This is a genomic window from Caulobacter sp. SSI4214 (assembly GCF_012184455.1).
Lineage (GTDB): Bacteria > Pseudomonadota > Alphaproteobacteria > Caulobacterales > Caulobacteraceae > Caulobacter > Caulobacter vibrioides_E.
Map to the genome: position 1 here is coordinate 16,680 of NZ_SZWJ01000036.1, position 24,627 is coordinate 41,306.

Here is a 24,627-nt window from a genome sequence, read left to right on the forward strand (position 1 = left end):
GGAACGCGATTTGGATCAATCCGATAAATTCTAACTTGCGCTAAAATATCGAGGTCATATTAAAATCGGCGTAGCCACGCGCGGGATGCAAGACCGGGCGTGCTGGGGCGAAAACATGACGCAAAGCGTCTGCACTGAAGGTCTGGCCCAACCGTCCGTCTCGGCTTTCCAGGCCAGCACGGCGGCGATCCGGCCCCGATCGCCCTTCCCCTACGTCATCACGACCGCCCTTCCCACGGAAGACCCCAGGATTGCTCGAGCTGGGGCGGGAAGAAACGCGGCGATCAATAAATATAAACAGGGAGTTAGGTATGAGAAACGTCCACCTGCTGGGGGTGTCGGCCCTGGCGCTCGCCATCGCTTCGCCCGCCTTCGCGCAACAGAAGGCCGCCGATAACAATTCCATCGAAGAGATCGTCGTCACCGCCACCAAGCGCGAACAGACCCTTCAGGACGTGCCGATCTCGGTGGCCGTCACCGGTCAGCAGACGATCGAACGCGCCCAGGTCAAGGACCTGATCGACCTGCAGTCGGTCGTGCCCTCGCTGAAGGTTTCGCAGTTCAACGCCACCGGCCAGACGAATTTCGTCATCCGCGGCTTCGGCAACGGCAACGGCAACGACGGCATCGAAAGCTCGGTCGGCGTCTTCATCGACGGCGTCTACCGCTCGCGTTCGGCCGCGGCCCTGGACGACCTTCCCGAGGTCGAGCGCATCGAAGTGCTGCGCGGCCCGCAATCGACCCTGTTCGGCAAGAACGTGTCCGCCGGCGCCATCAGCATCGTGACCAAGAAGCCCCAGTTCGAGACCGGCGGCAAGGTCGAGGCCACGATGGGCAACTATAACCAGAAACAGATCAAGGGCACCTTCACCACCCCGCTCAGCGACACCCTGGCGATCCGCCTGTCGGGCAGCCTGAACAAGCGCGACGGCTTCTTCACCAACGTGATCACCGGCAACGACGTCAACACCCGCGACCGCTGGTCGGTGCGCGGCGACGTGCTGTGGGAGCCGACCGACAAGACCTCGGTGCGCATCATCGCCGACTACAACAAGATCAAGGAAACCTGCTGCGCGGTCGCCCAGATCTATAACGGCCCGGCCACCCAGGCGATCGGCGCGGTGCTGGGCAAGCAGATCGGCAATCCGAACGACATCTTTAGCTACAACGTGGTGTTCAACACCGACCCGTCGAACGATCTGTCGGGCAAGGGCGTGTCGGGCCAGATCGACCATGACTTCGGCTTTGCCAAGCTGACCTCGATCACCGCCTACCGGAACCAGAAGAACGCCTCGTTCCAGGACATCGACTTCTCGGGCGCGGATATCTCCAACAACCGCACCGCCAACAACATCAAGACGTTCACCCAGGAAGTCCGCCTGGCGTCGAACAGCGACGGCCCGCTGAACTGGCTGATCGGCGGCTTCTACGAGCACGAAAAGCTCGATACCGGCCGCACCATCACCTACGGCAAGGACATCCGCTCCTACGCCGACGTCCTGTCGGGCGCGGTTCCGGCCACCCTGCTCGGCGCCCTGCCCCCGACGCTGCGCCCGGCCCTGACCGGCAAGTCGAACCTCTACGCGCTGGAATTCCTGCAGAGCCTGGCCACGCCGACCCTGGTCAAGCCGGGTTCGACCTACTTCCAGGCGGGCCAAGGCCTGAACGACTACTACAGCATGACCCAGCGGTCGTATTCGATCTTCGGCCAGGCCGACTACAAGGTCACCGACAAGCTGACGATCACCGGCGGCCTCGCCTATCTGTCGGATGACAAGAAGGCCAGCTCGAACGTGGTCATGAACGACCCGTTCTCGGCGCTGAACCTGGCCGCCGTGCCGCAGTTCCAGGCGATCGGCCTGCCGGGCAACCTGTATCAGGCCCTGGGCGCGCTGCAGTTCTTCTACGCCAATACGACCAACCACGCGCCGGTCAACTTCCCGAACGCCACCGAGTCGGGCGAGCTGAAGGGCGACAAGGTCACCTACGCGATCCGGGCGGCCTATGACTTCGGCCACCACATCAACGCCTATGTCAGCTACTCCACGGGCTGGAAGGCCGGCGCCTACAACCTGTCCTCGGACAGCCGTCCGCCGAACGCCAACGGCGTGGGCCGCACCGCCCAGCCGGAAAACGTCGACGTCTACGAGCTGGGCGTGAAGACCAGCTTCACCGGCGGCTACGCGAACGTCGCGGTGTTCAAGCAGTCGATCAAGGGCTTCCAGTCCAACGCCTATACGGGCCTGGGCTACAGCCTGGTCAACGCCGGCGAGGAATCGGTCAAGGGCTTCGAGTTCGACAGCGCCTGGCGCCCGATCAGCTGGCTGAACCTGACGGCGGCGGCGACCTATCTCGATCCGGTCTATGACAGCTTCACCGGCGCGGCCTGCGTGAACTACGACACCGCCCGCTGCCCGGTGAACCCGGCCACCGGCCTGCGTCCGAACTTCCGCAACCTGACCGGCGACACCCCGGCCGGCATTCCGAAGTGGACCGTCTCGGGCTCGGCGACGATCAACCACGACTTCGGCAACGACTACTCGGGCTATGCCCGCGTCGAGTACGACTATGTCAGCAAGACCCAGCTGACCGAGACCGTGCCGCCGAACCTGAACTCGTACAGCCAGAACGTGGTCAACGCCTCCATCGGCGTCACCAACCGCGCCAACCAGATCGACATCATGTTCTGGGCGCGCAACCTGACCAAGGACAAGTACCTGATCTCGGCCTTCCCGACCGTGGCCCAGGACGGCAGCTACAGCGGCTATCCGTCCCAGCCGCGCACCTACGGGGTGACGGTCCGCAAGAGCTTCTAACGAACTCCAGAGATCCCACCTTCACGGCCCGACCTCACGGTCGGGCCGTTTTGCCATCCAAATTGGCCTGGCCAATTTTCATTGCGCCCTGACCATACCCGTGCTTCAACAGCGCCATACAAGCCGAAGGGCTGGGAGGAAGCGATGGTGTTGAAGGCCTTGCTGGGCGCGGCGTGCGCCTTGATCTTCTTGGCGCCGCTGGGCGCGAACGCCTCTTCGCCGACCCTGACCCGCGCCGACACCCGCGAGGGGCGCGACCTGTCGGGAACCTGGCATTATTCGGTCGATCCCTATCGCGACGGCCTGGAGGGCTTCCACCGGGGCGCGCCCGGCGCGGGGCATCGGCGCTATGACGATGTCGATGTCGACGCCCTGCTGAAGGCCAAGCCGACGGCGCTCTACGAATATGACATGGACCGGAGTCCGACGGCTGTGCTGCCCCAGGGCTGGATCGGCCACGACCCGACCCTGCGCTACTACCAGGGCCTGATGTGGTACGAGCGCCGCTTCGACGCGCCCGCCCTGAAGCCCGGCCAGCGCGCCTTCCTGCGTTTCGAGGCGGCCAACTACACCGCCAAGGTCTATCTGAACGGCAAGCCGGTCGGCGAGCACGAGGGCGGCTTCACGCCGTTCTCGATGGAGGTCACGGACGTCCTGCGGGCCAGCCAAAACCAGCTCACGGTCGGGGTGGACTCCACGCCCAAGGCCGACGGCGCGCCCCCGCCCGTCACCGACTGGGAGAACTATGGCGGGATCACCCGGCCCATGCGCCTGGTCATCACCCCCGGGACCTTCATCGACGAGGCGTGGGTCCGGATGACCCGCGACGGCCGCATCGCCGCCACCGTCAAGCTGGACGGCCCCCAGGCGGCGGGTCAGGACGTGCACGTTCGCGTCGCCGAGCTCGGTCTCGACGTGGCCGGCAGGACGGACGCGAGCGGCGTGCTGAACGTCTCGGCCGCCGCGCCCAAGGCCCTGGTCCGATGGTCGCCCGACAAGCCCAAGCTCTACGACATCGCCGTCGAGAGCCGTGACGACCACCTGAGCGACCGCGTCGGCTTCCGCACGATCGAGACCAAGGGCAGCGAGATCCTGCTGAACGGCAAGCCGATCTTCCTGCGCGGGATCTCGGTCCACGAGGAGGAGTTCGGCGACAACCCCGCGCGCACCATCACCGAGGCCGGGGCGCGGGCGCTGCTCAGCGAGGTCAAGACCGGGCTGCACGGCAACTTCGTGCGCCTGGCCCACTATCCGCACAGCGAGATCACCACCCGCCTGGCCGACGAGATGGGCCTGCTGGTCTGGAGCGAGATCCCGGTCTACTGGCTGGTCGACTTCGGCAATCCGCGCACCCTGGCCCTGGCGCGCGGCATGCTGGCCGACAATATCCGCCGCGACCGCAACCGCGCCTCGATCATCCTGTGGAGCGTGGCCAACGAGACCCCGATCACCGATCTCCGCAACCGGTTCCTCGGCCAGCTGGTCGACGACGTGAAGGCCCTGGACGACACGCGCCTGGTCACCGCCGCTCTGCTGACCGACCGCAAGACGGTCGACGGCCATCCTGTGATCGGGCTGAACGACCCGCTGGCCGACAAGCTGGATGTGCTGGCGGCCAACACCTACAACGGCTGGTACACCGACGACGCGCTGGACGACCTGCCGTCCATGACGTGGAAGGCCACCGACAAGCCGATGGTGTTCTCCGAATTCGGGGCCGACGCCCTGTCGGGCTTCAGCGACCCGGTGCTGAAGCGCAAGTTCTCCGAGGACTTCCAAAAGGCGTACTACGAGAAGACCCTAGCCATGGCGCGGGCGATCCCGACCCTTCGCGGCATGTCGCCCTGGATCCTGAAGGACTTCCGCGCGCCCCGCCGCCAGCACCCGATCTATCAACAGGGCTGGAACCGCAAGGGTCTGGTCTCGCCGACCGGTCGCCGCAAGCCGGCCTTCTTCGTGCTGCGGGCCTTTTACGAGGCGAAGGAAGCGGGGAAGTAGGCCGTCCCAAAACGTCAGACCCCGGATCGGGGAGACCCGCGCCGTTTCGCCGCACGCTCTTTCGATCTTCGACATTGCGTCGGCGGCTGACTCATTGGATGTGTCTAGAACTCGGCGCACCCCACCGCGTCCGACACCTTTTTGTTTAGACCGGCTGGCCGGGCCCCAAGGGCAAGGCCGGCCGGTTTTCTTTTGCGCCCTGAGAAAGTCAGGCGCGGTAGTCGCGTTCCTCGTAGTCGAACCAGTCGAAGTCCGCCGGCGCGGCCGTTCCGGCGGTGTCCTGGCACGCCATGCCCACGAACGCCCCGGTGAAGTTGGGCGCGCCCGGCGCCGTGGCCTCGTCGGACAGGATCGAGGCGTCGAACACCTCCGGCAGCCAGGTCCAGTCGCCCCGCCCCTGCCGGAACGCGAACCGCAAGCGCTCGAAGTCGACCTCGACCCGCAGCTCCACCGGCCCAGCCGCCAACGCGATCGGGCGGGTGAAGCTGTCGGCCTGCGGACTGTCGGGCTGGCAGCTCATCACCCGCAGATGCTTGCCCAGCGCCTCGTCGTGGGTGACGTGCAGATAGTGCAGCTTGGCACCGTTGTAGTAGCAGACCAGGCCAGCCGCCTGCTGGAAGTGCTCGGGCTCGAAGTCCAGCGTCGTCGCCGCCGAATAGCACATCGCCTGCTGGCGGCGAGCGACCAGCGCCTGGCGGAAAAGGCTGCCCAGGCTCTCGCGGCCATAAAGCCGCAAGGCGCCCGGCCGGGCGGTCAGGCTGAAGATCTCGTCGGGATAGGGCGTGCGTAGCCACTGGAAATCGATCGGCAGGTCGGGGCCGTCGAAGTCCTCGCGGATCGGCGCGTGGGGCCAGGGGCGTTCGGGCAGTTCCGGCGCCGGCGTCTCCAGCGTCGGATCGCCCGAGCCGTCGAGGGTGCGGGGCCAGCCATCCTCGCCCCAGACCAGCTTCTGGATCGCCGTCTCGCGACCCAGGACGCAGCGGCCGCGGTTGGGCAATGGACGGCCGCAGAGATAGACGGCGTAGGTTTCGCCATCGGCGGTATCGACCAAATCCGCGTGACCGGCCCGCTGCAGCGGAACATGCGGCCGATCGCGCGCGGTCAGCACGTAGGTGTCGGGATGCAGGTCGTAAGGTCCCTCGAGGCGCCGCGACCGGGCCATGGTCATCGCGTGGCCCCAGCCGGTGCCCCCCTCGGCGGTGACCAGGTAGTACCACCCGTCGCGCTTGTAGAGGTGCGGCGCCTCGGTCAGGCCGATCGCCGTGCCCTCGAAGATCACCTTGCGCGGACCGACCAGGCGGCCCTCGCCGACCGAATATTCCTGCAGCACGATGCCGGCGAACCGGCTCTGGCCCGGCCGGTGATCCCACAGCTGGTTGACCAGCCACTTGCGGCCATCGTCATCATGGAACAGCGACGGATCGAAGCCCGAACTGTTCAGATGGACGGGATCCGACCACGGGCCGTCGATCGTCTCGGCCGTGACAAGGTAGTTGTGGAAGTCGCGCAGAGACGCGCCCGACGCCCCGCCCACGGTCGTGCGGCCATAGCGCTTCACGTCGGTGAAGATCAGCCAGAACTTGCCGTCGGCGTGGGTCAGGCACGGCGCCCAGACGCCGCAGCTGTCCGGATCGCCCAACATGTTCAACTGGCTGGGACGGGTCAGCGGCCGGGTCAGCAGGCGCCAGTTCTTCAGGTCCCGAGAGTGGTGGATCTGAACGCCGGGGAACCACTCGAAGGTCGAGGTGGCGATGTAGTAGTCCTCCCCCACCCGGACGATCGACGGATCGGGGTTGAAGCCGCGCAGGATCGGATTGCGGATCACGGAGACGCTCACGGGTTGGAAGTCACGGACGGGGCGCGGTCGCGCACCAGGGTCCACAGGATGGCGGCGCCCGCTAGGTCCAGCACGCCCAGGGCCACGAAGAACGGGTCGTAGCCGATCCTCGTCACCAGCCCGCCGATCATCAGCGAGAAGATGAGCAGGCCGAGATTACCCATCATCCCGGCCAGGCCCGCCACGGTGGCCACCTCGGTCTTGCGGAAGAGGTCCGAGGCCATGGTGATCACGGTGACCGACAGCGTCTGGTGGGCGAACCCGCCCAGGCACAGCAGGGCGATGGCGGCATAGGGGCTATGGACCTTGCCGACGAACATCATGCCGGTCATCAGGATCGCGCCGAGGGTGAAGGCCACGCGGCGGGCGTTGATCAGCGACACCCCTCGCCCTTGCAGGACGTGGGCGATGGCCGGCCCGGCCAGGCAACCCAGGTCGGCGGCCACGAACGGCATCCAGGCGAACAGGGCGATCTGCTTCAGGTCGAAGCCCCGCGTCTGGGACAGGTACAGCGGAACCCAGAACGACAGGGTGCCCCAGGTCGGGTCGGCCAGGAAGCGCGGCAGGGCTATGCCCCAGAACTGGCCCTGCTTGAGCACCGAGACGATCGACGGTCGCGGGCCAGCTTCGGCCAGCCGCGCCTCCTGGCCGGCGGCGATGCGGGCCCTCTCGTCGTCCGTCAAGGCCGGATGGGTCTCGGGCGAGCGGTACAGCAGCAGCCACAGCGCGACCCAGACGACGCCCAGCGCGCCGGTCAGCACGAAGGCGGCTCGCCAGCTCCAGGTCAGGACGGCCCAGACCACCAGCGGCGGCGCCAGCAGAGAGCCGATCGAGGCGCCGATGTTGAAGACCCCGCCGGCGAAGCCGCGCTCCTTGGCGGGGAACCAGGTCGCCACCGTCTTCATGCCCGCCGGCTGGGCCGAGCCCTCGGCGAAACCCAGCAGCCCCCGCAAGACCGCGAGACCTCTCCAATCGTGGGTGAGGCCGTGGGCCATGGCGATCAGCGACCAGGCGGCGGCGAAGATCGCGAAGCCCGTGCGCAAGCCCAGGGTGTCCAGCACATAGCCACAGACCGGCTGCAGCATGATCCCCAGCTGGAAGGCGCTGGTGATCCAGGAATACTCCTTCACCGAAACGCCCAGGTCCTTCAGCACCGTGGGGGCGGCCACGCCCATGGTCGAGCGGGTCAGGTAGTTGACGATCGCCCCCAGCATGACGAGGCCGATGATCCACCAGCGCAGGGCTCGGATTTTCGGAAACAACGGCGACATCCTCCCGCCGAGCCGTTGGGTCGGCTTCGCTGGATGTTACCGCTACCATCGACAAGCCCCGACGTCCAGACTTGATCGGCGCGGTCGGATTTCAGGCTTCGGCGGACGCCTCCGACGCGCGCTCCGGACGTTCGTGGTTTACATCGCCATGGGTCGTCGCGTGGCGCTCCGCGCGGCCGACGAAGCGGTCCTTGACGTCCTGCTCGCCGGGCTCCCAGACGAAGACTCCGACACAGTCATGCGCCTCGGCGATCTCGGCGGCCAGATCCATGGCCTCGACGTCGTTCGGGGCGGCTTCGGCGATGAAGGTCAGCGACACGCCATCCGCGCGTCTAGGATAAAAGAGATAGGTAGGCATGGAGTGCGCTCCGGCTTCTGCGAGCGGGAGTGAAGGAAGCCTTCCCTCTCAGCCATCAGCGCTCAATAATCGGTGCCAATGATTTATACACATTACCACCCGATTTGAGTACGAACAATATAAAATTTGACCGCGACCAACCTCGATTAGTCGAGTATCCGACACAAGACCGATATCTTAATCGGATTACTGTTTAATTATCATGGTTTATTGGATACATTGCAGCTGGAACTATAGATCAGAAATTTTGATTTTCGCGCGCGAACTCCCAGCGCGATCCCAGGTCAGCTTGGGATCCCGCTCCGCGCCCGGCGAAGATGGCAAGCCGCCGCCCACCTCGAACGGCCTTGCAGAGGACGAAGCCCTTCGGCGACGCCCCCTATCGATAGGTGATTTCCCAGCTGATCGTGACGGGACCGGTCGTTCCGGCGGCGCCGGCGCAACTGGTCAGGCTGGTCATCGCGCCTGTCGGCGAACGATAGGCCGGCTCGTCGGCCAGGGCGCGCGTCGAGCACGACAGCCCCTCGACCTTGAAACCGGTCACGTCGCCGGTTCCGAAGGCGGTCGCCGCGCCCCGGGTCACGGCCTGGCCTGAGAAGCTGGCGAAGGCCAGGTCCACGGCCTTGATCATGACGCCCGGCTTGGGCGTGAAGACATCGGTCCGACTGATCCGGCCCGGCTCGAACCGATAGGTGGTGCTGACCCCGACCCGGTCATCGGCGACCGGGGCCTTGCCGCCCAGGCGATCCAGCTGGTCCTGAGCATAGCTGACCGTGGTCCGCGCGCCCCGGCCCTCCACCTTGACGCCCTTGGCGTAGGCCAGCGGCGCCAGTCGCGCGCCGTCCTCCAGGGTCAGGCGCGGCAGCAGTTGCGGAAACACCCCGTCGGCCACGCCCTGCAGCATCCCGGGCGAGAAGGGGATCGGATAGTAGGGCGTGTTCATGTGCTGCCCCTCGCCGCCATTGATGATCGGCAGACCGATCACGTGGCCGCCATCGCGCAGGGTCACGACCAGCCGGTCATATCGGCCCCGCGCGAACCAGGTCACGGTCCGCTTGGGCAGCCGATCCAGCCAGGCCTGGAAGCGGGGGTCCGGCGCCTGGTCCTTGAAGCCGAGCTCGTTCCAGATCGCGTTCGTATAGATGTACTGCCGCCCCAGGCTGAGGTTCTCGCCCAGGATCCGGTGCTTGCCGCGATAGGCGTCCGTCCGCCGGCCATGGTCCCACATGTCGACCGAGCCGGTGGCTGGATCGAACCAGAAGTCCATGTAGCGGGCCGCGACCCGCGCGCTGAACGCATAGGCCATGGCCTTCTCTTCCGGCGTCAGCACGTCCAGTTTGGCGGCGGCGGTCAGCACCTCGAGAAACGCCGTCTCGCCATAGGTCCCGATGCTGCGACCATATTCGAAGCCCTCGCCGCGCGGGTTGAGGCGCGGCAGCATCAGGTCGACCGAGCGGCGCAGCCAGACGCGGACCTCGGGGGTGGCGGGCATCCCGGCCTCGATCAGGCGGTGGCTGATCTCGCCGATCAGCAGGACGCTGTAACGGTCGAACCGCCCGTCGCCGTCGGTCTCGTCGGCGAAGCCGTACTGGCCGGAATATTGGCGATAGTGGTCCAGCGTGCGGGCCAGCAGGGCCTCGCTGGCGCTGGCGTCCTCCCAGCCCAGCCGATAGCGCAGCCGCGCCACGCTGAACGCCACGCCGTAATAGTTGTTGGGCAGGCCGATCAGCGTCATGTCGCGCTCGCGCACGAAGCGACGCCAGTCCAGCTTGGCCTTCAGCTTCTCCAGCGTGGCGGGCGAGATCGCCTGGTCCAGCAGCCCCGCCTGCTTCAGCATGACGATGGCCTGGCAGTAGTAGTAGACGCCCCAGGTCTCATTGGGGTCGTCGACCGTCATGTCGGCGATCTGGCGATAGGCGGCCAGGTACTTGGCCGACCTGGGATCGCTCCTCGGCGTGTCGATGATCAGATAGGCCAGGCCGACGGCGATCTTGCCCGGCAGGAACTTGTCGTCGGCCTCGAAGACCTTGACCCCGTCCAGGGCCATGTCTCGCTTTTCGGCCAGCAGCTTGTCGGCCAGCACGGCCATGCGCGGCAGCAGGCGCGTCTCGATCGTCTGGTTCATCGGCGCGAGGGCGCCGGCGTAGAGCGGACCGCGCGGATCCTCGGCGGCGATGGCGGGAACGGCGCCGGCGATCGCGAGGGCCGCCGTCAGAAACAGAAGATCACGCACGCGCATCGCTCGCTCATGGCGCCCGCCTCCCAGACGGGTCGGTTATTCGGACGCCATGGCGAAGCCGGCGGCGCCGAGTTGGCATGACCAATCTCAGCGCACACCGATAGATGTCAAGTCGATTTGGTCTTACCAGTTAAACATGGTACCGTCCTGCAGGCGGTTCACCGGCAGGTAGGCGCGCTTGTAGTCGTACTTGGCGGCCTCGGCCTCGTCGATGTCGACGCCCAGGCCCGGCTGGTCGCCCGGATGCAACATGCCGTCGTTGAACGTGTAGGCGTGCGGGAAGACCGCGTCCGTTTCCGGCGTGTGGCGCATATATTCCTGCAGGCCGAAGTTCGGGATCGCCATGCCCAGGTGCAGGGCCGCAGCCATGGTCACCGGCGAGAGGTCGGTCGCGCCGTGGCAACCGGTCTTGACGTGGTGCAGGTCGGCGAAGGCGGCGATCTTCTTCAGGTTGGTGATGCCGCCCGCGTGCAGGACCGTCGCGCGCAGATAGTCGATCAGCTGCTCCTCGATCAGCTGCTTGCAGTCCCAGACGTTCGAGAAGATCTCGCCGACGGCCAGCGGCGTCGTCGTGTGCTGGCGGATCAGACGGAAGCCGGCCTGATTCTCGGCGGGAACCGAGTCCTCCAGCCAGAACAGGCGGTAGGGCTCCAGGTCCTTGCCCAGGCGCGCGGCCTCGATCGGGGTCAGACGATGGTGCACGTCGTGCAGCAGGTGGACGTCCCAGCCCAGAACCTCGCGGGCCTTGGCGAACAGCTTGGGGGTGTGGCTGAGATAGGCCGGGGTCGACCAGACGTTCTCGGACGGCAGATCGTTGTCCGCCGGCTCGTAGAACATCTTGTCCTTGGACACGCCGTAGGTGCTGGGCAGGCCCGGCACGCCGGTCTGCAGGCGGATGGCCTTATAGCCCAGGCCCTTATAACGGACGGCCTCGGCGATGGTCTCGTCGATCGTCTCGCCGTTGGCGTGGCCATAGACGGTGACGCCCACGCGGCTGGCGCCGCCCAGCAGTTGGTACAGCGGCAGGCCGGCGACCTTGGCCTTGATGTCCCAAAGCGCCATGTCGACGGCGGCCAGGGCGCTCATGCCCACGGGGCCGCCGCGCCAGTACGAGCCGCGGTAGAAGAACTGCCAGGTGTCCTCGATCTGGTGCGCGTCGCGACCGATCAGGCACGGGATCATGTGATCCTGGAGATAGCTGACGACGGCCAGCTCGCGGCCGTTCAGCGTGGCGTCGCCGACGCCGGTGATGCCGTCCTCGGTCGTGATCTTCAGAGTCACGAAATTGCGGCCGGGGCAGGTGACGATGACCTTGGCGTCGATGATCTTCAGCATGGACCTAAGGGGTTGGACGTGGCGTTAAGTGGCCTGACCACTTCTATAGAGATATCTGGCAAGATGCTAGTGGCCTTGCCAGTTTCTGGTCGCCAAGGGCTGTAGCGAAGCGAGGAGGCTTGCAATAGGTTGAGCCAAACGCCGGCGCCGCGCCGGCTGGACCAGAAACATATGACCACTTCGACGGCCGAAACCCGCAAGCTCTACCAACAGGTCGCCAACGCGATCGCCGAGTCGATTCGCGACGGCCTGCACAAGCCCGGCCAGCGCCTGCCGTCCGAGCGCGACCTCGCCGAGGACTACAAGGTCAGCCGCCCGACCGTGCGCGAGGCGATGATCGCGCTGGAAATTCGCGGCCTGGTCGAGGCGCGTCACGGGTCGGGCGTCTATGTGACCGAAACCCCGCGCGCCGAGGCCGCCGAGCCCGAGCTCGACATCGGCGCCTTCGAGCTGACCGAGGCCCGCCGCCTGATCGAGGGCGAGGTCGCGGCCCTGGCCGCCGCCACCATCACCGACGAGGAGCTGGCCGAGCTGGCCGCGATCATGGACGACATGGTCGTGGAGAACGACAGCGATCCGCGCGGCGGCGAGCGCGCCGACCGTCGCTTCCACGTTTCGATCGCCCGCGCCAGTCGCAATAGCGCTCTGGTCACCGTGGTCGAGAACCTCTGGGACCTGCGCTACAAGTCGCCTCTGTGCCGGGCGATGCTGGAACGCGCCCGCCAAGTCGGCGTCCGTCCGCTGATCGACGACCATCAGGAGATCCTGCTGGCCCTCAAGGAGCGCGATCCGACCGCCGCCCGCAACGCCATGCGCGAACATCTGGGCCGCGTGATCGACAACCTTCTGACCGCCACCGAGATCGACGCCCTGGAACGCGCCCGCAAGGAAGTGGCCGCGCGCCGGACGGAGCTGGCGCGACGGTCGGCGATCTGAACGCCCCTACTTCCGATAAGCCGGCGCCGTCAGCCGGCTGATCGCCGCCGGCTCCGTCTTGGCGATCTGGTCGGCCTTGGCGGCGAAACCCGCGTCGCCATAGGCCCAGGCCGCCGCGTCGTAGAGCGGCAGGGCCTCGCGCGTGGCCTCCTGGGGCTTGAGGTCCTTGTAGGGAAAGGCCGCCTCGTCGCCGACGAACGGGGAGAGATAGTCGAAGGCGACGCGGATCCCCTGCCCCTTCGGCCCCTTGTAACGCCAGAGGTCGACGCCGACGCAAGGGCCGAGCTCGGCCAGACCGACCAGGGGCTCCAGCGCGAAATAGCTGTAGTGCAGCGCCTTGGTGCGGGCCAGTTCCTCGGGCAGCTTGCCGTCGGGCTGGATCTGCGGGTCGATGCGTCCCGGCCCCGCGCCGGCGATCACCGCCTTGGCGAGGTCAGGCTGGCGCGCGAACAGGGCGAAGGTCGCCAGCTGGGCGTCGTACCAAATGCCGTGGTTGTTCTTGGCCGCGCGCTCCTCCAGGGCGGTCGGAGCGGTCCGCATCCACTGGACGTAGTCGGCGAACCAGCGCTCCAAGCCCTTCTGATCGGCGACCGTCAGCACCTTGGACGGCGCCAGCACGCCGATCGACTCGACGACCCGCAGCAGACGATAGGTGTCGAGCACGCCCTCGGCCCGGCCCGGCGTGCGCCCCGGCACCCCCTGCGCGTAGGTCATCGACGGATTCATCCGCGTGGTCGGGTCCAGGAACCAGACGCGCAGCAGCGCGGCGGCCTTGGTCGCGTACCGGGGATCGTCGGTGAAGTAGTAGGCCAGCGACAGGGCCTCGACCGCGGCGGACATCCGCTCCATCCGGCTCGCGTCGAAGGCGTTGGTGTCCCGTTCGGGGTTCACCTCGCCGTCCCTACGGACATAGGGTTCGCCGTTCGGCCGGGCGGGGTCGGGCCACCAATACGGCCCCATCGAGATATAGTCGTGCTTGTCGCCGCTGGGCGGGACCCGGGACTTGTCGACGACGCTATAGACAGGTCCGGCCAACGCCTGGTCGGCGCGCGCGATCAGAGCCTTGTAGGCGGGCGCCAGGGCTGGGCTGTCGCGGTCGGCCTTAGCGGCGGCCAACCCTCGCGGGGTCCAGCGGAAGGTGCGGCGACCGCCGAAGTCGGCGGCGTAGCCGTCACTGGCGCGGCAGACCGGCGCGCCGCCGACAGGGTCGGCCAAGGCAAGGCAGGGGACGCTGGCCAGCAGACTCGCGCACAGGGCCACGCCCCCGATCACCGATCGCACCATCCCGAAGCCTCCCGAAACGCCGATTTTCGCGGTCGCGACGGAGACCATAACCGATCACGAAAGGGCGGCAAGATTGGTCAGACCAAATTGGCCAAATAAGTTTGAGCCGCTGCGATTTCCCCTTTGCCGCGACGCCCCGCCGACCGCGAAGCCTTGCGCCGCGAACTTGACCGCGCGTGCCCCCGCCAAATGAAAGATCATCGTTATTGAATAAAGTTCGATATTGAGTATCGATATTCATAAAATGAAAAAATGTTCATGTTCGCGCATTGCCCAAATATGCGTTCGGTTCCGACTTTTTGCCGATAAATTTTTGTAATGTTTCGCCTAGGCGAAGTTTTTGACTTATTGCCGCCTCAATTGGCGCAAGGCGTTGCCTTAAAGCGACAGCACCAAGACAAAGCATTTACATATTCGTCATGTGCGATTGACCGCTTCGCCTTCCGACTTCTAAGCCGCCTCAACCGCCGATTTCGACGGGAACGTCAATCTTGGATCGGGCGTGAGGACGTCGGCCACCGCCGGCGCGGGCTGCCCGGAAGGATCGAAAATGAAGTACCAGATTACCCGGGGTCGTTTGCTCGCGACCACGATGATCGCGGGCATGGCCACGCTGGCCGGCTTCGCCGCGAACGCCCAGACCACCGCCCCCGCCGCGCCCGCGGCCGCCCAGAACAACGAGGTCGAGGCCGTCGTCGTCACCGGTTCGCTGCTGCGCCGCACCGACACCGCCACCCCGTCGCCGGTCACCGTCCAGACCAGCGAACAGCTGAAGGCCCAGGGCATCACCACGGTGGCCGACGCCATCCGCAGCCTGTCGGCCGACAATTCCGGCTCGGTTCCGGCCGCCTTCGGCAACGGCTTCGCCGCCGGCTCGACCGGCGTGGCCCTGCGCGGCCTGACCGTCAACTCGACCCTGGTCATGATCGACGGCCTGCGTAACGCCAACTATCCCCTGGCCGACGACGGCCAGCGCGGCTTCGTCGACCTGAACTCGATCCCGTTCAACGCGGTCGAGCGCATCGAGACGCTGAAGGACGGCGCCTCGTCGCTGTACGGCGCCGACGCCATCGGCGGCGTGGTCAACATCATCATGAAGTCGAACTACCAGGGCATGGGCGCGGACCTGTCGGTCGGCACGTCCCAGCATGGCGGCGGCAACCAGTACCGCTTCAACGGCGAGATCGGCCACGGCGACCTCGATACCGACAAGTACAACGTCTATCTGGACGTCGAGTACCAGCGCGACCAGCGCATCCGCATCGACCAGCGCGGCTATCCGTACAACACCAACGACCTGTCGGGCATTCCCGGCGGCCAAAACAACAATCCGGGCGCCGGCGGCAGCACCTTCTATGGTCAGGTCAAGCCGGCCACCCAGGGAACGCCCGGCGACATCTCGACCGGCGTGGCCGTCCCCGGCTCGCTGTGGCAACCGCTGCGCACCTGCGGCGCCAACGCTCCGCTGACCACCTCGGCGGGCGGGACCTATTGCGCCCAGAACCTCGCCACCTTCGGCGACGTTCAGCCCCAGCAGGAGCGCGCCGGCGTCTACGGCCGCTTCACGATCAAGCCGAGCGACGACTTCCAGGCCTATCTGTCGACCAGCTTCATGCAGTCGAAGACCTCGGTGACCGGCGGCCCTCCCGGCATCTCGTCGTCAACCCCGCACAACCTGTCGACCATCGTCCTGCCGGCGGTGCTGTCGAACGGCCAGCTGAACCCGAACGACCCGTTCGCGGCCCAAGGCTATGACGCCTTGATCCGCTACGCCTTCAGCGACCTGGCGACCGGCTCGCGCTACACCAATCGCATGGCCCGCATGGTCGGCGGCGTGGAAGGCACGACCCACGACTGGAATTACAAGGCCAATCTGGTCATCGCCCACGGCTGGCTGGAAAGCACGTCCAACGGCTTCGTCAGCTACAGCAACCTGCTGAGCGCGGTGAAGAACGGGACCTACAACTTCATCGACCCGTCGCAGAACAGCCAGGCCGTGCGCACCGCCCTCGCCCCGGCCCTGACCAAGACCTCGACCACCGACCTGGACTCGATCAACTTCGTGGCCTCGCGCGACGTCTTCAACCTGCCGGGCGGCCCCGCCCAGCTGGGTGTGGGCGGCGAGTTCCGCTACGAGGCCACGAACGATCCGGCCCTGAACCCGGTCAACGACGCGCAAGGCCTCGGCAACGCCCGCACCATCGGCAACCGCACGGTCGCCTCGGCTTTCGCCGAACTGGGGATGCCGGTGCTGAACAATGTCGAGCTGAACCTGTCGGGCCGCTACGACCACTATTCGGACTTCGGCGGCAACTTCTCGCCGAAGATCGGGATCAAGTACACGCCCATCAAGACCGTGGCCCTGCGCGCCACCTTCTCGAAGGGCTTCCGCGCGCCGTCGTTCTCGGAATCGGGCAACTCGGCCAGCCAGGGCTTCACGAACTTCTCGTTCACGAACTACCCGGCCTTCGTCGCGGCCCACGGCGGCAGCGAGTACACCAAGACCTACTCGCTCTCGAACATCACCGCGGCCAACCCCGACCTGAAGCCCGAGAAGTCGACCAGCTTCACCACCGGCGTGGTGTGGGCCCCGACGCGCGGCTTCAGCGTCGCGTTGGACTACTACCACATCAAGAAGAACAACGTGATCGCCCAGGCCAGCGCGGGGACGGCCATCGCCGCCTACTACGCGGGTCAAGCCATCCCGGCCGGCTATGTGGTGACCCCGGACCTGCCGGATCCGGATCACCCGACCGCCCTGCCGCGCATCCTGTCGGTGTCGTCGCCCTATATCAACGCCGACTCGCTGCGCACCAGCGGCATGGACCTCAGCGTCCAGAACACCATGTACCTGCCGGCGGACATCAAGTGGACCAGCAATCTGGAAGCCACCGCGATGTTCGACTTCAAGTACACGCAGGACGGCGTGACCTATAACTACACCGGCAAGGAAGCGCCTTACGCCCTGTCGTCGGGCGCCGGCACGCCGAAGTACCGCGCGTCGTGGAGCAACACCCTGACCCGCGGTCCGATCAGCTTCACCGGCACGCTGAACTATGTCAGCGGCATCCGTGAGATCGACGAGAGCTACACCGGCGACCAGTCGTGCCTGTATGGCGGGGACGGCTTCAAGTGCCACACCAAGGACTTCTACGACTTCGACCTGACGGGCCGGTACGACATCAACGACAAGGCCACGGTCTATGCCGATGTGCTGAACCTGTTCGACGCGGGCCCGATGTTCAACCCGGCCAACTACGCCGCGGTGAACTGGAACCCGACCTACTCGCAGGCCGGCGCCGTGGGTCGGTACTTCCGGCTGGGCGTCCGCCTGAAGTACTGAGTTTCCGAGCTATCTCGCTTACCGGCCGCGTGAGTAGGGCCGGATGAGATGGAAGGGGCCGCCCGCGAGGGCGGCCCCTTTTCTTTTGGCGACCCGAAAAAATGGGCTGAACGGTCCGTTGCTCCGGGTGCGGAAACGCTCTCCAGTTACGTCAGTCTAGGGAGGAGCGGCGCGCCGATGCGTCCGCCCAGAGCTTACGGGGTTGGAAATGACGCGTGGCGGAGCGATGGCCGGAGCGGCCTTGGGCTTGGTACTGGCCTTCAGCGGACTCAGCGGCGCGATCGCCGCCGACATCACCCCGCCCGATAAGGCCTTCGCCCAGCCGGTCGGCAGCGACTACTTCCTGGCCAACTACACGGCCTATGAAGCCTATCTGAAGACCCTGGCTGGCCAGTCGGACCGCATGAAGCTGGTCGATATCGGCAAGACCGAGGAAGGCCGCACCATGTGGGTGGCCATCGTCTCGTCGCCGGCCAACCTGGCCAAGCTGGACCGCTACAAGGAGATCGCCCGCAAGCTGGCCAAGGCCGACGGCGTCAAGGAGGACGAGGCCCGCAAGCTGGCCGCCGAGGGCAAGGCCATCGTCTGGATCGACGCCGGCCTGCACGCCAGCGAGACCATCACCTCGCAGGGCCAGATCCAAGTGCTCTATCGGATGCTGACGCAGACCGATCCCGAGACCCTGCGGATGCTGGACGACACCATCATCCTGTTCGGCCAGGACAATCCGGACGGCATGGAGATGGTCTCGGACTGGTACATGCGGAACCAGGACCCGAAGAAGCGCGAGTTCGGCTCGCTGCCGCGCCTGTACCACAAGTACATCGGCCACGATAACAACCGCGACAGCTTCATGTCGGCCATGGCCGAGACGACCAACGTCAACCGGCAGCTGTTCCGCGAATGGTACCCGCAGATCATCTACAACCAGCACCAGACCGGCCCGAACGGCATGGTCGTGTTCGTTCCGCCGTTCCGCGATCCGTTCAACTTCAACTACGACCCTCTGGTCATGACCGAGCTGCAGGAAGTCGGCATGGCCATGCACAGCCGCCTGGTGGCCGAGGACAAGCCCGGCTCGGGCGCCCGCAGCGCCGCGCCCTACTCCACCTGGCACAACGGCATGGAGCGGTCGGTCGCCTACTTCCACAATTCGATCGGCCTTCTGACCGAGATCATCGGCGGCCCCACCCCGACGACCGTCAACCTGGTGCCGGAACTGCAGTTGCCGGGCAACGACCGCCCCGCCCCCATCGCGCCGCGCGAATGGCATTTGCAGGACTCGCTGGACTACCAGTGGACGATGAACCGGGCGGTCATCGACTACGCGTCGCGCAACAGGGAACGCCTGCTTCTGGGCATCTGGAAGATGGGCGACAACAGCATCAAGCGCGGCTCGAAGGATAGCTGGACGACCACCCCGACCCGCGTCGAGGCGCTGGCCGCCGCGGGCAAGGACAAGCCGGGCCCCTACGGCGCGGCGATCGACCCCAGCCTGTACAAGACGGTGCTGCAGACGCCGGAGAGCCGCGACCCGCGCGGCTATGTGATCCCCGCCGATCAGGCCGACATGCCCACCGTGGTCGCGTTCCTGAACGCCCTGATCAAGACCGGCGTCGACGTGGACAAGGCGACCAAGCCCTTCGCGATCGCCGGCAAGACCTATCCCGCCGGCTCGTATGTCGTGCGGACGGCCCAGGCCTATCGCCCGCATATCCTCGACATGTTCGAGCCGCAGGATCACCCGCACGACCTGGAATATCCGGGCGGCCCGCCCAAGGCGCCCTATGACGTGACCGGCTACACCCTAGCCTACCAGATGGGGATCAAGTTCGACCGGATCCTGGAGGGCTTCGAGGCCCCGACGACCCGCGTGCCGGACCTGATCTCGGTCGCGCCGGGCGCGGTGAAGGGCTCGGGCGGCGCGGGCTGGCTGATCAGCCACGAGGCCAACGCCAGCTTCACCCTGACCAACCGCCTGCTGAAGGCCGGCGCCAAGGTCTATTGGGTCAAGGACGGCGCCAAGGCCGGCAAGACGGCCTTTGGTCCCGGCGCGATCTTCGTCCCCGCCTCGCCCGCCGCCAAGGCGGTGATCGACAAGGGCGTCAAGGACCTGGGCATCGACGCCTACGCCGTGGGCGGCAAACCCTCGGGCGCGACCATCGCCCTCAAGCCGATCCGCGTCGGCCTGGTCGACGTCTATGGCGGCTCGATGCCGTCCGGCTGGAACCGCTGGATGTTCGAGAAGTTCGAGGCGCCGTTCCAGGTGGTGTACCCGCAGCGCCTCGACGCGGGCGACATCGGCAAGGACTTCGACGTCCTGGTGTTCCCCGACGGCGTCGTCCCCGCCCCGGCCGACGGCCCCTACAAGGCCGGACGCGGCGGGCCGCAGCCCAAGCCCGAGGCCATTCCGGCCCAGTACCGTTCCTGGCTGGGCCGGATCAGCGACGACAAGACCCTTCCCCAGATCGCCGACTTCGTGAAGGGCGGCGGCACGGTCGTGGCCATCGGCGCGTCGACGCGCCTGGCCCAGGCCCTGGGCGCCCCGATCGACGTCGCCACGGCAAAGATGGAGAACGGCCAACTGAAGGCCCTGTCGACCCGCGAGCTCTACATCCCCGGCTCGGTTCTGCGCGCCAAGGTCGACGTCAAGCAGCCCCTGGCCTACGGCTCGGGTCCCGACATCGACGTCTTCTTCGACCGCAGCCCGACCTTCACCGTCAAGGCCGAGGCCAAGGGCGTGGCCAAGGTCTCGTGGTTCGACAGCGACAAGCCGCTGCACAGCGGCTGGGCGGTCGGCCAGGAGCGCCTGAAGGGCTCGGCCGACATGCTCGACATCGACGTGGGCAAGGGCAAGGTCTTCGTCTTCGGCCCGGAAATCACCCAGCGCGCCCAGTCGTGGGGGACGTTCAAGTTCCTGTTCAACGGCCTGCTGTACGGGCCGGCGGTGAGCGGGAAGTAGGCGGGACCAGTACCTCCCAAAACGAAGTTCGGCGCCGGAGGGGCAGCTCCGGCGCCGATGATCGCGTCCCGAGGGCTTCTCGGGGGGGAGGGATGGCCCGGGAGGGGCGCGATCGCTCCGGCGTGGGCGGTGGACCGCCCAGGTCGAAGATCTAGATGAACCGCTTGCTGAAGTTCACGTACCAGTAGCGACCCGTCGCGTTGTGCAGCGAGCCGTAGTAGCCAAAGTTCGAGGCGGACAGCGGCGGGTCCTTGTCGCCGACATTGCGGACGCCCAGGCGGACCGTCGAACCGGCCAGACAGCCGTCGTCGAAGGCGTATTGACCGTAGAGGTTCACGGTCGTCCACGCGTTCAGCTTCCAATAGCGCCCATTGATCAGGGTGGAGCCGGTGTCGAACACCTCGCCCACATAGTTGACGAAGGCGCCCGCCCCCCAGCCGCCCTGACGCCAGGTCAGGCTGGCGCCGCCGCGGAACTCGGGAAAGCCGCCCAGCTTGATCTGGTTGCCGGACGAGACGATCGAGACGCCCGGCAGCTTGCCAGCCGCCGCCGCCTCGATCAGCAGTCGTTCGATCGGGCTGGGGGCCTGGTCGAACTTCAGCAGCTTGGCGACATTGACGTCCACGCCGAAGTCGCCCCAGCGCGTCCCGTCCAAGTCATAGCCGAGCGAGAAGTCGACGCCCTGGACCACGCGCGGCTGAAGGTTGGCGTAGGTGTCGTTGATATAGGCGATCGCCCCGACGGTGTTGGTCCCGACCGGCGCGTCGCGCACGACATTGGGATTGAACGACCCGCTCTGGCGCAGCAGCCAGTCGTAATAGATCTGGTTGCCCCCGCCCAGAATGCCGATGACGTTCTTCTCGCGGATCGACCAGAAGTCCGTCGTCAGGGTCAGCTTGCCGAGGGCGGCGGGGATGAAGCTCGGCTGGTAGACGAAACCGATGGTGGCGTTGTCGGCCTGCTCGGGCTGGAGGGTCTTGTTGCCGCTGCGCACTTCCAGCGTCGAGGCGCTGGCGCAGGTGGTCGCGGCCGGATTGTTGATCTTGCACGCCGCCCAGTCGGTGCGGGTGTTGGAGACGGTCGAGCCGTCGCTATAGAACTGCGGCAGGTTGGGCGCGCGGAAGCTCTGCGAGACCGAGCCGCGCAAGGCGAAACCCCGGCCGACCTTCCAGTAGATCGCGCCCTTGGGCTTCAGCACATTGCCGAAGTCGGAATAGCGCTCGTCGCGGGCGGCGATCTGCAGACTGACCTCCTCGACGAACGGGATGCGCATCTCCGGCGAGATCACCGGAACGGCAAGCTCGAAGAAGGCCGAGGCGACTTGGCGATGCGCGGCGACGTCCGGGGCGGCGGAGGCGCCCATCACGTCGGTGTCGTAGGTCACGCCGGTGACGGTGTTGGTGTACTTGATCGTCCCGTCCAAGCGCTTGTCGCGATTGTCGTCATAGGTCTCGCGCCGCCATTCGACGCCGGCGGCCACCCCGACATCGCCGCCCGGCAGCCGGAAGAGGTCCTTCCGGGAGATCTTGAAGTCGGCCAGGGCCAGAGAGGTCTCGCTGACGCGATAGACGTTGATCAGGAACGAATTGATCGTGTCCCGGCCGTTGGGCGTGGCGTCACCCAAGGAATAGTTGTCGAGGCCGCCGCCGTTGAACGGGTTGTAGGCGCTGGCGTCCGTGCGGTTCAGCGCCTGCTGGAACAGGGTGTTGCTGATCGCATTGTGCGTCATGTCCTTGGTGCGGGCCGTCGAATAGAGCAGCGCCGAATCCCACTTCCAGCCTTTCCAATCGCCCTTCAGCCCGCCCAGTAGGCGGTAGCTGTCGTCGGTGACGGTGTAGGTGCGCGGACCCGCGTCGACGGGACGATAGTTGGTGATGGTCATCGCCAGGCCGGAGGCCGGAACGCCGCTCAGATTGGCCAGCCGATTGGGACTGGTCGCCGGACCGAAGGGATTCCAGTAGGCGTTGGCGGCGATGCTGATCGGCGCCGAGCTGATCGGCGCCGACTGCTCGCGGCTTCCCGAGAACAGGGCGTGGTAATAGCCCGCCTCGCCATAGGCGGTGACCGCGCCGAAGTCGTGCTCGACCGTCGAGAACAGGTTGAACCGCTCCAGCCCGCCCTTCAGCGTCCGGTCGGGGTTCTCGTCATAGCGCAGCGGGCGGTCGGCGGCGCCCGTGATCACGCCGGCCTTAAGGCATAGGTCGCCGGCCAGCGGGGCGCTGGAACAGCCGGCGGCTGTGTTGCTGGTCGGCTCGACGTGGAACACGCCCGAGGTCGTCAGGGCGCTGGCGCCTTGGCGCACCGTCGTCGAGGCCGGGATCACCGTGAACGCGCCCCAGGGGCTGGAGGTCGAGCGGTTGTCGAAGGCGGTGTCGCCCTCCCAGGGCGTGCCGACCGTCGCGGCGCGATGATCCTCGCTGGCCGCGTAGGCGCGCTCGCTGGCCATCAGACGGCCGTGGGCGGTGTAGCCGCCGAACAGGGTCAGGCGCGTACCGTCGGCCAATCGCGTCCCGGCCTTCACATTGACCGTGCCCTCGCGGTAGCCGGTTCCTTCCGAGCCGCCAGCCTGAGCCTCCATGCGCAGCCCCCGGAACCGGGTGTCCAGCACGACATTGACCACGCCGGCCACCGCGTCGGCGCCATAGATGGCCGCCGCCCCGTCGCGCAGCACCTCGACCCGCTTGATGCCCGCCACCGGAAAAGCGTTGGTGTTGACGGTCTGGACCGGCACCAGGTTCTCGGTCTGGCTGCCCGGCGCGAGCACGGCGCGGCGGCCGTTCAGCAGGGCCAGGGTGTTGCCGGTCCCGAGGCTGCGCAGGTTCAGCGACGCGACGTCGCCGCGCGCGTCGTTCAGATTGCCGGTGGTGCGGGCCTCCTGGAACTGCACGTCGCCGGCTTGGGGGATCGCGCGAAACAGCTCGTCGCCCGACACCGCGCCGGTCGCCAGGATCTCCTTCTCGCCGATCACCGTCACCGGCAGGGCGGCGGTGCGCTTGGCGCCTTCGATCTGGGAGCCGACGACCACCAGGGTGTCGACGACCTGGGCCTCTTCTTCAATCGCGCGGGCCCCCGCGCTCGAGGGCTGGGGGAGCGGAGACGGCGCCGTTTCGGCCGGAACGGACCGCAGGGTCACGGTCTTTCCGTCGTCCGACTGAACGACCAGACCGGCCGCGCGCGCCAGGCGCGTCAGCGCCTCGCCGTCCGACAAGGTTCCGGCCACCGCCGGGGTGCGCTTGCCCGACGCCGCCTCGAAGGCGAACAGCACCTGGCGGCCCGACTGCCGGGCGAAGGTCTGCAACGCCGCCACCGCATCGCCGGCCGGGATGTTGAAGCTGTGACGCGCGTCCTCCGCCAGGGCCGGCCCCGCCAGCACCGCCGCCGCCACGGACGTCATCAGGAAGCCGCGAACGCCGCGGCCGCGCCGGTCGGACATGCCTCTTAGCCACCCCCTGTTGGTCCCAGCCCTCGCGCGCGCGGGAAGGACTCTTCGATAGACCGACGTCCCCAAGTCGGGCTTCCGCCAGTCCCAGGGGAAGTTTTTGCGCGTCAGCTCCGCCGCGTCAGGCGGATGGCGCCATCGGCGCTTTCGGACGCCCGCACCGGGAAGGCGCTGGTCACGGCGGCGACGAAGCTCTTGGGCTCGGTGGTCTGGAAATAGCCCGCCAGGCGCAGACCCGAGATCGACGGGTCGGCGATGCTGATCTGCTGGCGGTTGTAGCGATTGAACTCGGCGACGGCCTGGGCCAGCGACTGGCCGTTCAGGGCGATCGCCCCCTGTCGCCAGGCCAGGGTCCGGTCGATCTCGCTGTCGGAGACCGGCTGGGCGCGGCTGACGCCGCCGCCATAGGTCGCCGCCACGCCGGCGCGCAGCTTCAGCTCCTCGCGGCCTTGAGCTGGCGCGGCGTCCAGCTCGACCTGGCCCCGCTTGACGGTGACCGCGCCGCCGTCGCCGGCCACGCGCACGGCCAGCTCGGCGCCGCCGTCGGCCTGCAGCACCGCGTCGGCGGCCTTGACCACGAAGGGGCGGATGTCCTTGGCGGCCTCGAAGACCGCCTCGCCCCGCACCAGCTTCACCTCGCGCACGCCGTGGGCGTAGCGGACCACGACCTTGCTGTCGGTGTTCAGCTCGATGCGGCTGTTGTCGCTGAGCACGACGACCCGGCGCTCGCCGATGGCGGTGGCGTAGGCGGTCGAGGTTCCGAACGACATCGTCCCGCCGATCACCAGGGCCACGGCCGCCGCCGCCGC

Annotated in this window: 13 protein-coding genes; 5 read left to right on the top strand and 8 right to left on the bottom strand. The window is 66.9% G+C overall.

Annotation, left to right across the window (positions count from 1 at the left end):
• Window positions 1–311 precede the first annotated feature (311 nt).
• Both FCU40_RS12300 and FCU40_RS12305 read left to right on the top strand, forming a co-directional pair.
• The gene (locus FCU40_RS12300) at window positions 312–2,816 is read left to right on the top strand and encodes a TonB-dependent receptor (protein ID WP_004622679.1); all 2,505 of its coding nucleotides are present in this window, start codon (window positions 312–314) and stop codon (window positions 2,814–2,816) included.
• Window positions 2,817–2,960: 144 nt separating this feature from the next.
• On the top strand, window positions 2,961–4,814 hold the full coding sequence (locus FCU40_RS12305; RefSeq protein ID WP_241693603.1) for a glycoside hydrolase family 2 TIM barrel-domain containing protein: 1,854 nt from the start codon (window positions 2,961–2,963) through the stop codon (window positions 4,812–4,814).
• 208 nt (window positions 4,815–5,022) lie between these two features.
• Here the strand turns inward: FCU40_RS12305 and FCU40_RS12310 are convergent, their stop codons facing one another.
• The 5 genes from FCU40_RS12310 to manD all read right to left on the bottom strand — a co-directional run bounded on the left by FCU40_RS12310 (window position 5,023) and on the right by manD (window position 11,854).
• A complete protein-coding gene (locus FCU40_RS12310; RefSeq protein ID WP_168075285.1) occupies window positions 5,023–6,651 on the bottom strand; it encodes a glycoside hydrolase family 43 protein in 1,629 nt (542 codons plus the stop codon).
• A complete protein-coding gene (locus FCU40_RS12315) occupies window positions 6,648–7,865 on the bottom strand; it encodes an MFS transporter (protein WP_241693604.1) in 1,218 nt (405 codons plus the stop codon). Before FCU40_RS12315 ends, FCU40_RS12310 begins: the two co-directional genes overlap by 4 nt.
• A 148-nt stretch (window positions 7,866–8,013) precedes the next feature.
• Window positions 8,014–8,280: a hypothetical protein gene (locus tag FCU40_RS12320; protein WP_206677340.1), complete on the bottom strand. Its 267-nt coding sequence runs from the start codon at window positions 8,278–8,280 to the stop codon at window positions 8,014–8,016.
• A 379-nt stretch (window positions 8,281–8,659) separates the two neighbouring features.
• Window positions 8,660–10,519, bottom strand: a complete 1,860-nt coding sequence (locus FCU40_RS12325) for a hypothetical protein (protein ID WP_168075289.1) — start codon at window positions 10,517–10,519, stop codon at window positions 8,660–8,662.
• 123 nt (window positions 10,520–10,642) lie between these two features.
• The gene (gene manD, locus FCU40_RS12330) at window positions 10,643–11,854 is read right to left on the bottom strand and encodes a D-mannonate dehydratase ManD (protein ID WP_004622686.1); all 1,212 of its coding nucleotides are present in this window, start codon (window positions 11,852–11,854) and stop codon (window positions 10,643–10,645) included.
• Between the two features lie 171 nt (window positions 11,855–12,025).
• Between manD and FCU40_RS12335 the strand changes: the two genes are divergently transcribed.
• The gene (locus FCU40_RS12335) at window positions 12,026–12,790 is read left to right on the top strand and encodes a FadR/GntR family transcriptional regulator (RefSeq protein WP_035017646.1); all 765 of its coding nucleotides are present in this window, start codon (window positions 12,026–12,028) and stop codon (window positions 12,788–12,790) included.
• A 6-nt stretch (window positions 12,791–12,796) separates the two neighbouring features.
• Here FCU40_RS12335 and FCU40_RS12340 read toward each other — a convergent pair whose 3' ends face one another.
• The gene (locus FCU40_RS12340) at window positions 12,797–14,074 is read right to left on the bottom strand and encodes an alginate lyase family protein (protein ID WP_168075291.1); all 1,278 of its coding nucleotides are present in this window, start codon (window positions 14,072–14,074) and stop codon (window positions 12,797–12,799) included.
• Between the two features lie 550 nt (window positions 14,075–14,624).
• On the opposite strand from FCU40_RS12340, the gene FCU40_RS12345 reads away from it, so the two are divergent.
• Window positions 14,625–17,417: a TonB-dependent receptor gene (locus tag FCU40_RS12345; RefSeq protein WP_168075293.1), complete on the top strand. Its 2,793-nt coding sequence runs from the start codon at window positions 14,625–14,627 to the stop codon at window positions 17,415–17,417.
• Window positions 17,418–17,625: 208 nt separating this feature from the next.
• Window positions 17,626–20,379: a M14 metallopeptidase family protein gene (locus FCU40_RS12350; RefSeq protein WP_168075295.1), complete on the top strand. Its 2,754-nt coding sequence runs from the start codon at window positions 17,626–17,628 to the stop codon at window positions 20,377–20,379.
• A 151-nt stretch (window positions 20,380–20,530) separates the two neighbouring features.
• Here FCU40_RS12350 and FCU40_RS12355 read toward each other — a convergent pair whose 3' ends face one another.
• Together FCU40_RS12355 and FCU40_RS12360 are read right to left on the bottom strand one after the other, a co-directional pair.
• Entirely contained in the window at window positions 20,531–23,812 is a 3,282-nt protein-coding gene (locus FCU40_RS12355) for a TonB-dependent receptor (protein ID WP_168075297.1), read from the bottom strand.
• Between the two features lie 113 nt (window positions 23,813–23,925).
• Window positions 23,926–24,627: FecR domain-containing protein (locus FCU40_RS12360; RefSeq protein ID WP_168075299.1), on the bottom strand; the 702-nt coding region annotated here is incomplete at its 5' end.